Genomic DNA, 15469 nt, shown 5'->3' on the forward strand with positions numbered 1-15469 from the left:
CAGGTAGCCGGCCTGTTCCAGCGCCGCCGACCACGCTAGTGCGGTGCGCTCCTCGCCGCACAGCAGCGGCTGGATCGGCGTGTCCGAGGCCATCAGTTCCAGGCCATGGCGGCGCGCGCCGCCGCGGAACAGGGCGATCAGTTCGACCAGCCGCTCGCGCCGCCACTGGTCGCGCCGCGCCAGCTTGACCGCCGCCAGCGAGGCCGCGGCCTGCGCCGGCGGCAGCGCGGTGGTGTACAGATACGGCCGCGCGGTTTCGGCCAGATGCCGGATCAGCGGGGTATCGCCGACCACTGCGGCGCCGTAGCCGCCCAGTGCCTTGCCCAGGGTCACCAGTTGCAGCGGAACGTCGTCGACACCCAGCCCGGCCTCGGCGACGCTGCCGCGCCCCTGCGGGCCGACCACACCGACGCCGTGCGCGTCGTCCACGTACAACAGCGCCTGTTGGGTGCGCGCCACCAGCGCCAGCGAGCGCAGCGGGGCGACGTCGCCGTCCATGCTGAACACGCCATCGGTGGCCAGCATCGCCGCACCGTCGGCGGCGTGCTTGAGCTGGCGCATCGCGCCTTCGGCATCCAGGTGCGGGTAGCGGCGCAGGCGGCAGCCGGCCAGGCGGCTGGCGTCGAGCAGGCTGGCGTGATTGAGCCGGTCCTGCACGCACACGTCCTCTTCCTCGCTCAGCAGCGCCTGCTGCACCGCCAGGTTGGCGATGAAGCCGCTGCCGAACAGCAGCGCCTGCGGATAGCCGAGCCAGTCGGCGATCTCGCGTTCCAGCGCCTCGTGCAGCGCGTGGTGGCCGCACACCAGGTGCGAGGCGGTGGCGCCGGCGCCCTCGCGCGCGGCGGCGTCCTGCAGGGCGGCGACCACTTCGAACTGCTGCGCCAGGCCCAGATAGTCGTTGCTGCAGAAGCCGGTCAGCCAGCGGCCGTCCACTTCCAGGCGCACGCCGTCGCGGCGGCCGACGCTGCGGCGCACGCGCAGGCGCCCCTGCGCTTCGCGCAAGGCGCGCGCGGACTGGATGCGGTCGTGCAGGTCGGGACGGGCCATGGGCGCGGGACGGGCATCTGGCGGGCTAGCGTAGCGCGTCCCCGGCCGGGCCGGGCGCCGCCGGCGATGGACGGCCGGATCGGCGGACGGACGCCCCAGGCTCAGACCAGCGCGGCGGCGATCGCCGGTGTGGGCTGGGCGGTGATGTCCGCGTGCACGGTGCCGGGATGGTCGTGCGCGTCGGCATCCACCATCACCTGCATCGGCCGCAGCCCCAGCCGCGCGAACAGCGCCTGGTCGCGTTCGGTGTCCGGGTTGCCGGTGGTCAGCAGCTTCTCGCCATAGAAGATCGAGTTGGCGCCGGCGCAGAAGCACAGCGCCTGCAGTTCGTCGCTCATGCTCTCGCGCCCGGCCGACAGCCGCACCATCGCCCGCGGCATCGCGATGCGGGCGACGGCGATCGTGCGCACGAACTCGAACGGATCCAGCTCGACCGTGCCGTGCAGCGGGGTGCCGGCCACCTGCACCAGGCGGTTGATCGGCACCGAGTCCGGATGCACCGGCAGGTTGGCCAGCGCCTGCAGCAGGCCGGCGCGCTGGTCGCGCGACTCGCCCATGCCGACGATGCCGCCGCAGCAGGTCTTCAGGCCGGCGTCGCGCACGTGGGTCAGCGTGTCCAGGCGGTCCTGGTACTGGCGGGTGTGGATGATCGAGTCGTAGAAATCCGGCGCGGTGTCCAGATTGTGGTTGTAGTAGTCCAGCCCGGCCGCCTTCAGCGCCTGCGCCTGGGTGCCGTCGAGCATGCCCAGGGTGGCGCAGGTCTCCAGGCCCAGTGCCTTCACCTCGCGGATCATCTCCGCCACCTTCGGGATGTCGCGGTCCTTGGGCGAGCGCCAGGCCGCGCCCATGCAGAACCGCGAGGCGCCGGCGGCCTTGGCCTGGCGCGCCTTGTCCAGCACCGCCTCGGTGCTCATCAGCTTCTGCACCTCCACGCCGGTGGCGTAGCGCTGCGCCTGCGGGCAGTACGCGCAGTCTTCCGGGCAACCGCCGGTCTTCACCGACAGCAGCGTGGACACCTGCACCTGCGCCGGATCGAAGTGTTCGCGGTGCACGGCGCCGGCGCGGTGCAGCAGTTCCGGGAACGGCAGGTCGAACAGGGCGAGCAATTCCTGGCGTTGCCAGTCGTGTCGGACGACAGCGGACATGGGGGTTTCCTGACGGTCAGCGGCTGGGAAAGCGGGCAGTCTGGTAAGCATGCAACGTCCTGTCAACTTCACGATGGCTGGTTTGGTTGACGGCGGTTGGCGCTGGTTGCAGCGCCGCCTGCTGCCGGAACGCTGCCTGGTGTGCGGGGAGCCAGGCGCGCCGGGCCTGGACCTGTGTGCCGCCTGTCGCGACGATGTGCCCTGGAATGCGGCGGCCTGCTGCCGCTGTGCGCTGCCGTTGCCGGCGCTGGATGCCGAGCAGGTCTGCGGCGCGTGCCAACGCCGGCCGCCGCCGCTGGAGCGGGTGGCCAGCGCCTGCGTGTACGCCGCGCCGGTCGATGGCCTGTTGCGCCGCTTCAAGTTCCATCAGGACCTGGCCGCCGGGCGCCTACTCGCCGCGCTGCTGCAGGCACGCTGCGCGGCCTTGCCGCAGCCGCAGGCGCTGCTGCCGGTGCCGCTGCATCCGGCGCGGCTGCGCCAGCGCGGTTACGACCAGGCGCTGGAACTGGCGCGGCCACTGGCGCGCGCGCTGGCACTGCCGCTGTGCCTGGAATTGCAGCGGGTGCGGGCGACCGCGGCGCAATCCGAACTGGATGCGCGCGCACGCCGGCGCAACCTGCGTGGTGCGTTCGCGGTGCCGGATTCGGCGGCGCTGCCGGCGCACGTGGCGCTGATCGACGACGTGATGACCACCGGCGCGACCCTCCACGCCGCGGCAAAGGCACTGCGCCGTGCCGGCGTCGAACGGGTCGATGCCTGGGTGGTGGCGCGGGTGCCGTGAGCGCTGCACCGGCTGCGCCTGCACCGCGTGCGGACCCGTGGCTATCGCGTGGCTGTGGCCAGGGTGTTGTTGCGCGCCGCCGAAGCGGGCTGCCGAACCGCGTCGGTGTCAGCCGGCGCGCAGTGCCAGCGCCGCGGCAATGCCGGCGAAGATGGCCAGGCCGACCCAGTTGTTGTGCAGGAAGGCGCGGAAGCACGCCGCGCGTTCGCGGTGCCGGGCCATGCGGAATTCGACGACGACCAGCAACGCCGCCACGCCCAGCCCGGCCCAGTACCACACGCCCAGGTCCGCGCGATGCCCGACGAAGGCGAGAGCGACGAACATCAGCGCGTACAGCACGCCCTGGATGACCAGGTCGAGTTCGCCGAACAGGATGGCGGTGGACTTGGAGCCGGCGCGCAGGTCGTCCTCGCGATCGACCATCGCATACCAGGTGTCGTAGGCGGTGGCCCACAGGATATTGACCGCGTACAGCAGCCAGCCCAGCGCCGGCACCTCGCCGCGCACCGCGGCGAAGGCCATCGGAATGCCCCAGCCGAAGGCCATGCCCAGGTAGACCTGCGGCAGGTAGGTGTAGCGCTTCAGGTAGGGATAGCTGGCGGCCAGGAACAGCCCGACCACGCTCAGGCCGATGGTCAGCGCGTTCATGGTCAGCACCAGCGCGAACGCCACCAGCATCAGTACCGCGAACACCGCCAGCGCTTCGCGGCCGCTGACCGCGCCGGTGGCCAGCGGCCGGCTGCGGGTGCGCTCGACCTGCGGGTCCAGCCAGCGGTCTGCGTAGTCGTTGATCACGCAGCCGGCCGAGCGGGTCAGCCACACCCCGGCGGTGAACACGAACAAGGTCCACAGCGGCGGTATCCCATCGGCGGCCAGCCACAGCGCCCACCAGGTCGGCCACAGCAGCAGCAGCACGCCGATCGGCCGGTCGCCGCGCAGCAGTTTCCAATACTGGCCAAGGCGCGCGCGCGGCGGCAGCGCGGCAGGCGTTTCGTAGCGTTCGTAACCCATCGCGCAAGGGTAGCAGCCGCGTGGTGCCGGCGGCGCGTCGCGGAGGTGGATGCGCCGTGTCCTGCGTTGGTTGGGCGAGCGCCGCAGGACGCGGACGGGCGCCAGGCGTCCACGACGAGGTGGCCGCCGTGCCGGCCGCGCCGCGCCGCATGTCGACGCAAGGTGCCGGTGAGCGGACGGCGGCGGCCGCATGCCCATGACGCGCGCGCCGTCGCCGGGCCGTGCGAATGGGGGAGACGTGGACCACGAATGCCGTTAGAATGCGCGTCCGTTGCGCCCGTAGCTCAGCCGGATAGAGTAGTGGCTTCCGAAGCCATTGGTCGGGGGTTCGAATCCCTCCGGGCGCGCCATCCCACGCCGTGCATGCCGATCCTGTCTGGCATCGCCCGCGTCCTGTCCGCCATCTGCGCAGGCTCCTCTCTCCTCTTTCGCTTCCGCCGCCCTGCGGCCGTGCGAACGCATGCGTTGCTCGCTGCCGGGCGCTGTGGCGCCGATGCGTCATGCCCGCGCGATCCCGACCTTGTGCCAGCGCTTGGCCAGCGTCCCATCCGCTCCCAGAAGCTATGGTGCGCGGCGTGCTCTGCTGGAGCCGTCTGCGCGGTGTCCGAGCAGGGCGCCAGGCGTGGTACTGGCTGCGGTACGTGGCGTGGGTGCGTGCGTGTTCGGAGACGGGACGTGCGCCGGAACGCACGGAACGAGGTGTTGCGCAACGTCATAGGTTGATGAATTTCACATTACATGTCTCCCTGTGTAGAATTTCGAAGCGGCCAGGGTAGTGTCCGCCACAGGGCCGGCATGGGGATGCCGCTCGCAGTGCTTTCAGTGACGCCCGCCACCTGCATACGCACACGTTCGGATACAACGCCGGGTTCTTCATGCGCCGCCGCTCGACGCTCACGCCCCTGTTGCTCCTGATCGTCCTGTTGCTTGGCGGGTGCGGCGGGATCCAGTCGGTCTCCGAGCAGGGCCGCCGCTCCATTGCCCTGGACGGGCACGTACAGATGCTGCGCGACCGTGCCGGCACGCTCGACGTGCACGCGGTGGCGGCGCGCGGCGACCTGCAGCCGACGTCGCCGGAGTTCAGTCTCGGCTACATCCCTGATGCGGTCTGGCTGCGCCTGCGCCTGGATCGCATGACCGGCCTGCCTCGGGTGCTGATGTTGCAGGTGGACGCGCCGCTGGCCGATACCGTGCGCCTCTACGTGCCGCAGCCGGGCGGTGGCTTCCGCGAACTGCGCCGCGGCGAGGACGTGTCGCAGCGCGAGTACCCCTACCTGCTGCGGACGCCGGTGTTCCAGCTGGAAGCGCCGGATGGACGCTATCCGGAGGTCTACCTGCGCCTGACCGAGCGCAACGCGATGACGGTGGCGCTGAAGCTGTGGGAGCCGCAGGCGCTGCTCGCCCACGAGGCCTTGTCCGCCAGCCAGGACAGCATCTTCCTGGGCTTCATCCTCGCGCTGTGCATGGCCGGCACCTTCATCTGGCGACGCAGCGGCGTGGGGCCGGTGCGCTGGTATGTCGCCTACATCGCCACCAGCGGCTACAGCGTGTACAAGACCCGGGGCCTGGTCGGCCCGTTCTTTCGTCTGGACACGCACGATGGCGGCGACACCGTACTCGGCGTGGTGCTGGCGCTCAGCGTGGCCATCGCCGTGTCCTTCAGCGTGCGGTTGATGGCTTTGCACACGCATTTCCCGCGGCTGTCGCGCGCCTACGAAACCTTCGTGTGGCTGGCGATCGGCGTCGCCTGCAGCGGATTCCTGCTTGGCGGGTTCGGCACGGTGATGCCGTTCGTGCAGGGGCTGAGCCTGGTCAGCGTACCGTTGCTGCTGCTGGTGGCGGCTTACCTGAGCTGGCGCGGCCAGGCCATGGCCAAGCTGTACCTGGTGGCGTTCCTGGTGCTGTACATCGCATTCTTCCGCGGCTTCCTGATCAACCTTGGCCTGCTGCCGAACACGCCGTGGCTGCGCAATGGCGCGCCGCTGGCGGTGGGCCTGACCCTGCACCTGCTGTTGCTGACCTTCAGTTTCGCGCAACGCTTCTACGCGCTGGAGAAGCAGCGCCAAGACGCATTGGCCCTGGCGCTGGAACTCTCGCAGCAGTCCGAGGCATCGCTGGAGCACAAGGTGCGCGAACGCACCCGCGAACTGGCCGAGGAAATCGTGCAGCGCCAGGCCACCGAGCAGCGCCTGCGCGAGAGCAAGACGCAACTGCGGCAGGCACTGGTCGCCGAGCAGCGGCTGCGCGAGGAGCAGCGCGAATTCGTGACGTTGCTGTCGCACGAGTTCCGCACGCCCTTGTCGATCATCCATGCCAGTGGCCAGATGCTGCAGGACACGGAGACCGCGCTGCAGCCGGCAGGACGCCGCCGCATCGAGAAGATCCAGCGATCGGTGGAGCGCATGTCCGAGTTGATCGAACGTTTCCTCGACGATGAACGGGTGCTCTCGGACGAAGGCGCGCTCAAGCGCGAGGTGTTTGCGTTGCCCGCGCTCATCGACGAGGTGCTGGACGCGCTCGATCCGTCACGCGAGCGCGTGCGGGCCGAACTGGCGCAGGCGCCGCTGCGGGTGGATTGCGACCGCGGCCTGCTGCGGATCGCCTTGGACAATCTGTTGGGCAACGCCCTGAAGTACTCCGGGCCGGGACAACCGGTACGGCTGACGGCCACGGCGCAGGCGCAGACCCTGATCCTCGGCGTCGCCGATCAGGGGCCCGGCATTCCGCCGCACGAGCACACCGGGATCTTCCGCAAGTTCGCGCGCGGCAGCGGCAGCGGCGGCACTGCCGGCGCGGGGCTGGGGCTGTACCTGGTCAAGCGCATCGCCCTGCGACTGGGCGGCGAGTTGACCCTGGACAGCGACGGCCGCGGCGCGACCTTCAGCCTGCGCCTGCCCCAGGCCGTCGCCGCGGAGGGGCGGTGAGCATGCGCACGCACCGCACATGCGGCGCACGGCATGGCGTCGCGCGCCGCCGCCGCGCCGGGGAGGTACGCTGACATGGCATTGATCGGTCTGCTCGAAGACGAAGTGGATCTGTGCGAGGAACTGCAGAGTTATCTGGTCGGCGCCGGACACCGCGTGGTATCCGCTGGCTCGGCTGCGGCCTTCTTCGCCGCAAGTGCCGGGCTGCGCTTCGACGTGGTGATCCTCGATCGCGGACTCCCCGATGCCGATGGCCTGGAGATCGTGGAGCGCCTGCGCAGCGCCTCCCCGGGCATCGGCATCATCATGTTGACCGCGCGCGGTGCCAGCGAGGACCGCATCCACGGCCTGGAGAACGGGGCCGACCACTACCTGGTCAAGCCGGTGCGCCTGGCGGAACTGGCGGCGCACGTGCGTGCACTGTTGCGACGGCTGCCGCGCGGCTGGCGTCTGGTCGCCAGCGAATGCTGCCTGTACACGCCGGAGGATGCGCGTCTGGAACTGAGCGCGCGCGAGTTCGCGCTGTTGCGGGTGCTGGCCGTGCGCGCCGGCGAGATGGCCGGCCGCCGCGAGGTGGCCGAGGCGCTGGGCTGGGACTGGATGTCCTTCGACCAGCGTCGCCTGGATACCATGATCAGCCGTTTGCGTCGGCGCTGCCGCGAGGCGTGCGGGCAGGAACTGCCAATCCGCACCGAGCACGCGCGCGGCTATCTGACCACCGATTCCATCCGCGTGGAGTAAGCGCGCCGCGCGACGGTTGGCGACCAGGCGCCTGTGAATTCGGCGCAATGCATCGCGGATGCCGCGTGATGGGATCGTCGCTGCGTCAAAATGCCGTCGTCGCTGTCGCTCGTGCGCACTGCGTGGAGCCTCGGGCGCGCCGGAAATCCGCCGAAATGCCTGCATTCCGATGCGGCGAACGACCCGCGCATACGGTCCTTTGACGTTACGCGGGCGTGTCAGAACTCGTAAGTTTTCACACCCTCGTGATCTCCAGAATGACGCCGATCAACAAGGGCGCGTTCTGCGCACCACACGGGGACATTGCATGAATACCACGCGGCTGGCCAAGCTTCTTGGCCTCGGCTCGTTGCCACTCGCTGTCAATTTGGCTCTTGCGCAGACGGCGCCGCCGGACGCGGGCTCGCTGCTCAACCAGCAGCAGCGCCAGGAACGGTTGCAGCCGCCGGCCGACGATGCGGCCGCGTTGCTGCAGGCACCGTTGCCCGATGCGCCGGATGGCGGCTTCAGCGCACGCATCGACCGCGTCCGCTTCAGCGGAGCCGAGGGCGCGATCGACACGCAGGCGCTGCAGGCGGTGGTTGCCGATGCGCTGGGCAAGTCGCTGACCCACGCGCAGTTGCAGGCGCTGGCGCAGCGGGTCAGTGCCGCGCTGCAGGCGCAGGGTTATCTGCTGGCGCGCGCCTATCTGCCGCGGCAGGACCTGAGCAACGGCGAGCTGGAGATCGCGATCATGATCGGGCGTCTGCAGAACGCGCCCGGCCGCGTGCAGGTGCTGTCCGACGATGCCGCGCTGCGCGCCCGCGCGACCGGCATCGCCGATGCGGCCTTGCCCGAAGGGCCGGTGCGCAACGACCAGTTGGAGCGCGCGCTGCTGTTGATCAACGACGTGCCAGGCGTGAGCGCGCGTGCGACGCTGGAAAAGGGCGCCGAGCCCGGCAGCAGCCGCCTGCTGATCCGTGCCGATAGTGCGCCGGCGTGGATCGGCGGCGCGAGCGTGGACAACTTCGCCAACCGCTACACCGGCGCGTGGCGCAGCAGCGCCTGGGGCGCGGTGAATCGGCCGTTCGAGCATGAGGACCTGCTTGGCGTGAATCTCAGCCACAGCAGCGGCAGTGATCTGCTGGGTCTGAACTACGCCATCGGCCTGACCCCGTCGGGTCTGCGCGCCAACGTTGCCGCCTCGTCGATGCACTACGCGGTTGGCGCCGAGTTCAAGCCGCTGGACCTGCGCGGCAGCGCGCGTACCGTCGGCGCCGGCCTCAGCTATCCGCTGTTGCGCACGCGCAAGCGCAGCCTGTGGATCAGCATGGACGCCGAGCGTCGCGAGCTGGTCGACAAGGCGCTGGGCCAGGTCCTGCGCGAGCGCAATCTGGACCGGCTCACCACCATGCTCAGCGGCAACGCCTGGGACGGTTGGTGGGGCGGCGGTTACTTCGGCGCCAGCCTGGGCTGGGTCGCCGGCCGTGTGGAGTTGGACAACGCGGCCGACCGCATCGCCGACGGGCTGAGCGCGCGCACCCGCGGCAGCTACAACAAGCTGGTCTGGCGCGTGGAGCGCAATCAGAGCCTGGGCGGCTTGAGCAACTGGGGCCTGTACGTGGGTGCCAATGGCCAGTTCGCCAGCAAGAACCTGGATTCGTCGGAGAAGTTCCTGCTCGGCGGCCCGTCCGGGGTGCGCGGGCATGCGGTCGGCGAAGGCAGCGGCGACAACGGCTGGCTGGTCAATGCCGAGCTGCGCCGCGATTTCCTCGTCGCCAGGCACGTGCGTGCGCAGGCGCTGTTGTTCGCCGATCACGGCCACGTGCGCCAGCACATCGATCCGTGGGCGGGATCGGTGATGCCGTGGTCGGGCAATGCGTACGACCTGTCAAGCGCTGGTATCGGCCTGAACCTGCAAGGCGAGCGCTGGTCGCTGCGCGGTGCCTGGGCGCACCGGCTGGGCGACAACCCCGGCCGCAGCGCCGCCGGCCTGAACGCCGACGGCCTGCGCGACGACCACTACCTGTGGCTGCAGGCCAGCCTGCGCTTCTGACGCCGCCACTCCACGCCTTCTGAGGACGATTCGCATGAATCACATCTACCGTTTGATCTGGGACGAACTGCGTGGCGCCTACGTGGTCGCCGCCGAAATTTCCCGCCGCCGCGGCAAGCGCAGCGGCACCGTGGTGCGCGCTGCCGCCGCCGCGATCGCCATCGGCAGCGTGCCGCTGTCGGCCTATGCCGTGGATCCTGGCGCATTGCCCGACGGCGTGCAGATCGCCGCCGGCAATGCGCACCTGGACCAGCGCGGCGCCAACCTGACCGTGCATCAGGACAGCCAGCGGCTGATCCTGAACTGGAACAGCTTCGACATCGGCAACCAGGCCAGCGTGCGCTTCGAGCAGCCCGACAGCACCGCCATCGCGCTGAACCGCGTGCTCGGTGGCACGCCCAGCCAGGTGCTGGGCGAACTGAGCGGCAACGGCCAGGTCTGGCTGGTCAATCCCAACGGCGTGTACTTCGGCAAGGGCGCGCAGGTGGACGTGGGCGGGCTGCTGGTCAGCTCGCTTGGCATCAGCGACAGCGATTTCCTGGGCGGACACGCGCGCTTCGTCGCCAGCGGTGCGGCCGGCGCGGTGCGCAACGAGGGCGCGATCCGCGCCAACGGCGGTGTGGTGGCATTGCTGGCGCCGGCGGTGAGCAACACCGGCAGCATCGCGGCGGGCCAGGTCGGCCTGGCCGCAGGCGATCGCGTTGCGGTGGACTTCGGCAGCGACGGCCTGCTGTCGCTGGCGGTCGCCCAGGACGCGCTGAAGGCGGAACTGGCGCAGAGCGGCACCATCCGCGGCAACAACGTGGTGCTCAGCGCCGCCGGCGCCAGCGCGCTGCGCTCCAGCGTCATCAACATGGATGGCGTGGTCGAAGCGACCTCGCTGGGCGCGCATGGCGGTCGCATCCTGCTCGACGGCGGCGACGCCGGCCAGGTCCACGTCAGCGGCCGCCTCGACGCCAGTTCGGCGACCGGCCAGGGCGGCCGCATCGACGTGCTCGGCCAACAGCTACGCCTGGACGGCGGCGCGCGCCTGGATGCCAGCGGCGCGACCGGCGGTGGCGCCATCCACGTCGGCGGCGGTTGGCAGGGGCACGATCCGGCGTTGCGTAACGCCACCCACGTGGAGGCCGATGCCAGCGTCGCGCTCGACGCCAGCGCCGGCAGCAGCGGCAACGGCGGCAACGGCGGCGAAGCGGTGGTCTGGTCCGACGGCGACACCCGGTTCGCCGGCAGCATCGCCGTGCGCGGTGGCGCGCAAGGCGGCAACGGCGGCCGCGCCGAAGTCTCCGGCAAGCAGCAACTCGCCTACAGCGGCCGCACCGATGCCAGCGCGGCCAACGGCGCGATGGGCGACCTGCTGCTGGACCCGGACACCATCAGCATCCAAGGTGGCGGCACCGGCATCGGTTCCCTGGGCGGAAGCACGGTATACGTGCGGGACCTGCAGGCGCAGAACGCCAACGTGATGCTGGTGGCCGACAATGGCATCACCTTCGGCGACCTGTCGCTGAACGGCGGCAACGGCCGCCTGAGCATGGCCAACAATGTCAGCCTGCGTCTGGAGAACACCAACGGCACCATCAGCTTCGCCAATCCGACCAATACGGTGGAAGTGTTCGGGACCGGCAGCATCTACATGCAGAGCGGACGCACCAACACCGGTTTCCTGAGCAGCATCGGCAACCTGATCGCACATGGCCCCGGCACCAATCCCGGCACGCTGCCGACCCACGACGTCACCCAGAACGGCAACGGTACCCCGGGCGCCGGCTCGATCACCCTGTACGGCGCCGACGGCATCTCGGTCAGCGGCGCGCTGACCACCAATGGCGGCTACGTGCGCATCTGGGGCGACTCGGACAACATGGGCGGCGGCGACCTGACCCTGAACTCGCCGATCTTCAGCAATGGCGGCAACGTGTACCTGTCCACCGGGCAGGGCGCGGTGACGCTGAACTCCAACATGACCCTCGGCGCCGGGCGCGTGCTGTTCAAGGCCGATGGCAGCTACACCAGCGGCGAGAAGATCCTCAACGGCCTGATCGACGCCAGTGGGGACTTCAACATCGATACCGCCTTCACCATGAAGGGCGGCGCCAGCATCTACACCAGCGGCAACATCGTGTTCGGCAACGTACCGGTCAATCTCGATACCGGTAGCGGCGTGCTGGTGCTGCGCGCCAACAAGATCGACTGGGGCTCGTCGACTCTCAACAACCTCAGCACCGCGTCGATGCGCTTGGAGCCGTACGACCCTTCGGTCAACATGGTGCTGGGCGACGCCAACGGCTTCGCCTCTGCGGCGACGCTGAACAAGTTGCCGGGCATCCGCAACCTGACCATCGGCCGCGCCGACGGCACCGGCACCATCAGCGTCTCCGGCAACTACAACTTCAACGCCAGCGGCAGCTTCGAGTTGCTCGACAAGACCCTGGACATCACCGCCGGCAGCCTCAGCAACAGCACCGGCGACGTGATCCTGACCGGCGACACCATCAACCTCAGCCAGCATGTCACCGCCAACGGCGGCAACGGCAAGGTCACGATCCGGCAAATGACCGCGGCCAACGCCCTGCATCTGGGCACCGGGCTCAGCAACGCGACGATCGGCCAGGTCAACGCGGCCACGCTGGAAGTGGGCCGCAGCGACGGCGGCGACCTGGTGTTCGACAGCGACATCGTCACTGGCGCCAGCACCGTGAGCCTGAAGAGCGGCCAACGCGTCTTGGGAGTCAACGGCGGCGTATCTGCGGCCAAACTGGCGGTCACCGCCGGCGCTGGCGCCACCCTCAGCGACAGTACCTTCAACTTCACCACGCTGGCGCTGGACGTGGGCGGCGCCACCCAGATCGCCAGTTCCAGCGCCACTTGGGGCCTGGGTCTCGCCGACACACTGACCGGCTTGAATGTGCGCGCCGGCACCACCGGGACGGTGGGGTTGAACGCGACAGGAACCTTGGGCCTGAACAGCGCGATCAACTTCAACAACAGCGCCGCCACCCTCGCCGCCACTGCCGGCACCGGTTTCGATGCGGCCAGCACCACGCTGAGCAATCAGACGGCGGCTACCGTGGCCTTCGCCCTGTCCGGCGGCAACCCGTTCGCGTTCGGCGGCAGCAGTACGGTCCTGAGCGGCGGCATGCTGTCGCGCTTCAACGGCGTGAGCACGTTGCGTGTGGATGCGTCGGGCAATGACGTGACGATGGGGGCGTTCAACGTCGCCGTCGGCAACCGCATGCAGGTGCAGGCGCGTCGTTTGCAGCAGACCGGCGATGTCGGCGTGAGCGGCGGCAGCCTCTATCTCAGCGCCGCGCAGGGCGGCCTGACCCTGAACCACGGCATCAGCGCCGCGCAGACGCTGTCGCTCAATGACGTCGCCGGTACCGGCATCCAGGGCAGCGGCGCGTTGACCGCCGCGGCACTGGCGCTGCGCTCCAGCGGCGCGGTGTCGCTGACCTCCGCCAGTACCCTGGTGAACGCGATCGCGGCGCAGAGCGGCGACCTGACTTTCCGCAACAACGGCAGCCTGCTGGTCGGCAGTGTCGATGGCCTCGCCGGCATCGCCTCCACCGGCGCGGTGGACGTGCGCCTGACCGGCGCCAGCGCGGACCTGACGCTGCAACAGGCGGTGAGCGCGGGCAATGCCGCGCAGCGACAGACCGGCGTGCTGCTGGCGGCCGGCCGCAACTTCATCAATCAGGCAGGCAGCAGCGCGGTGAGCACCGGCAACGGCCGCTGGCTGGTGTATTCCACCTCGCCGCTCAATGACACCCGCGGCGGTCTGGCGCCGCAGTTCAAGCAGTACAACGCCGGCACCGGCAGCACCGTGCTGGATGCGGGCAGCGGTTTCCTTTACCGCGTCGCCCCGACCGTTGCCGTCGCCCTCACCGGCGCAGCCAGCAAGACCTATGACGGCAATGCCGCTGCCGCACTGGGCGGGATCGGCTACACGGCCAGCAGCGGTGCGATCGACGGCGATACGGTCGTCGTCACCGGCACCGCCGCGCACTACGACAGCAAGAACGTCGGCCACGGCAAGGCGGTCACCGTCGACGGCCTGAGCGTGGACCACGCCGGCAACGGCGCGGTGCGCGTGTACGGCTACGGTCTGGCCAGCACCAGCGCCAGTGCCAACATCGGTACGATCAGCCAGAAGACGCTGCAGCTGGGGGCCGGCTCGATCCAGGGCAAGGTCTACGACGGCACCACCACCGCCAGCCTGGGGTCGGCGGCCCTGAGCGGCGTGGTGAGCGGCGACGACGTGCGCTTCGCCGGTGCGTCCGGCGCGGTGTTCGCCGACAAGCGCGCCGGCGTCAACAAGCAGGTCACCGTGTCCGGCATCGCGCTCGGCGGCAGCGATGCCGGCAACTACCTGGTCGACAGCACGGCCTATGCCGACATCGCCAAGCGCACGCTGACGGTGGCGGTCGACATCGCCGGCAAGGTGTACGACGGCGGGATCGGCGCGCAGGTGCGCAACGCCACGCTCGGCAATGCCGTCGTCGGCGACGACGTGTCCGTCGCCACCCAGGCCGCGTTCGTCGACAAGAACGTCGGCGACAACAAGAGCGTCGTGGTCGCCGCACAACTCGGCGGCACCGATGCCGACAACTACGTCATGGACGTGGCCACCTCGACGCCGCGCGGCAGTACCGCCTCGATCACGCCCAAGACGATCGACGCCGGCACGCTGAGCGTGACGGCCAAGGTGTACGACGGCAACCGCACCGCCAATGTCGGCAGCAGCGGCCCGGTCGGCGCGGTGAGCGGAGACGACGTGGCACTGGCCCTGCAGGGCCAGTACGACGACAGGAACGCCGGCACGGGCAAGCGGGTGGACGTGACGGCGGGCTTGCGCGGTGGCGATGCCGGCAACTACCAGTTGCTCGCGACGCGCCTGCAGTCCAGCGGCGACATCACGCCCAAGACGATCGACGCCGGCACGCTGAGCGTGACCGCCAAGGTGTACGACGGCAACCGGACCGCCACCGTCGGTAGCAGTGGCCTGGTCGGCACGGTCGGTGGGGATGACGTCGCGTTGATCTTGCAGGGCCTTTACGACACCAAGAACGCCGGCACCGGCAAGCGCGTGGACGTGACCGCGGGCCTGCGCGGTGGCGATGCCGGCAACTATCGCCTGCTCAACACCAGCCTGCAGTCGCGCGGCGACGTGGCGGCGAAGGCACTGACCGTCGGCAATGTGGCCGTGCTGGACAAGCGCTTCGACGGCGGCAGCGACGCGGTGCTGGTACTGCCGCCGCTGCGTGGCGTGGTCGCTGGCGACGAGGTCGCGCTGCAGGGTCGGGGTCAGTACGACAATGCCTCGGCCGCGGCGGGCAAGACGGTGCAGATCGCACTGGCCCTGAGCGGTGCCGACGCGGCCAACTACCGTCTGACCGACGCGCGTCAGCAGACCGTCGCCGGCATCGAGGACCTGCCGGGCCGCAACGCGGTGGACGCGGTCTCGCAACCGAGCATGGGGGGCAACGGCACGCAGCCGGGCGGCACCGCCGACGGCAATTCGTTGACGGCGGCGGGCGCGATTTCGGCAGCGGCCGGCGCGATGGGGGAACTGGGCGCATCGGCGCAACCGCGGCTGGGTGGAACCTCGCTCGATCCGACCGGCGCCGGCAGCACGGCATCGGGCGGCGGCGCCGGTGGCATCGGCAGCGGCCTTGGCGGTAGCGCCGGTGGTTCGGGCAGTGCCGGCGGCACTGCCGGCGCTGCGATCGGCACGGGCACCGGGACCACCGCGGCCGACGGTGCCACCGGCTCCGCGGGGGGG

General features: G+C 70.1%; 8 protein-coding genes and 1 tRNA gene. 6 read left to right on the forward strand and 3 right to left on the reverse strand.

Annotation, left to right across the window (positions count from 1 at the left end; all coding sequences use genetic code 11):
- Both D588_RS0118410 and bioB read right to left on the reverse strand, forming a co-directional pair.
- Positions 1–1047: 8-amino-7-oxononanoate synthase (locus D588_RS0118410; protein WP_017917022.1), on the reverse strand; the 1047-nt coding region annotated here is incomplete at its 3' end.
- A 101-nt stretch (positions 1048–1148) separates the two neighbouring features.
- Positions 1149–2192, reverse strand: coding sequence for a biotin synthase BioB (gene bioB, locus D588_RS0118415; protein ID WP_017917023.1), 1044 nt, complete (start codon positions 2190–2192; stop codon positions 1149–1151).
- A gap of 73 nt (positions 2193–2265) precedes the next feature.
- Here bioB and D588_RS0118420 point away from each other — a divergent pair, with 73 nt between their 5' ends.
- Positions 2266–2973, forward strand: a complete 708-nt coding sequence (locus tag D588_RS0118420) for a ComF family protein (RefSeq protein WP_087963688.1) — start codon at positions 2266–2268, stop codon at positions 2971–2973.
- A gap of 108 nt (positions 2974–3081) precedes the next feature.
- Here the strand turns inward: D588_RS0118420 and ubiA are convergent, their stop codons facing one another.
- Complete coding sequence (gene ubiA, locus D588_RS0118425) at positions 3082–3984, reverse strand: 4-hydroxybenzoate octaprenyltransferase (protein ID WP_017909533.1); 903 nt, start codon at positions 3982–3984, stop codon at positions 3082–3084.
- A 273-nt stretch (positions 3985–4257) separates the two neighbouring features.
- On the opposite strand from ubiA, the gene D588_RS0118430 reads away from it, so the two are divergent.
- The 5 genes from D588_RS0118430 to D588_RS0118450 form a co-directional block, all read left to right on the forward strand.
- Positions 4258–4334 (forward strand) — tRNA-Arg (locus D588_RS0118430).
- Positions 4335–4889: 555 nt separating this feature from the next.
- Positions 4890–6908 (forward strand): sensor histidine kinase, encoded by a 2019-nt coding sequence (locus D588_RS0118435; protein ID WP_232764328.1) that lies wholly within the window; start codon positions 4890–4892, stop codon positions 6906–6908.
- Between the two features lie 75 nt (positions 6909–6983).
- Positions 6984–7649, forward strand: a complete 666-nt coding sequence (locus D588_RS0118440; RefSeq protein ID WP_026143865.1) for a response regulator transcription factor — start codon at positions 6984–6986, stop codon at positions 7647–7649.
- Between the two features lie 307 nt (positions 7650–7956).
- A complete protein-coding gene (locus tag D588_RS0118445) occupies positions 7957–9684 on the forward strand; it encodes a ShlB/FhaC/HecB family hemolysin secretion/activation protein (protein WP_223875739.1) in 1728 nt (575 codons plus the stop codon).
- Positions 9685–9718: 34 nt separating this feature from the next.
- On the forward strand, positions 9719–15469 hold a 5751-nt coding region (locus D588_RS0118450; RefSeq protein WP_017917028.1), incomplete at its 3' end, for a YDG domain-containing protein.

This window comes from Xanthomonas sp. SHU 308 (assembly GCF_000364645.1).
GTDB lineage: Bacteria > Pseudomonadota > Gammaproteobacteria > Xanthomonadales > Xanthomonadaceae > Xanthomonas_A > Xanthomonas_A sontii.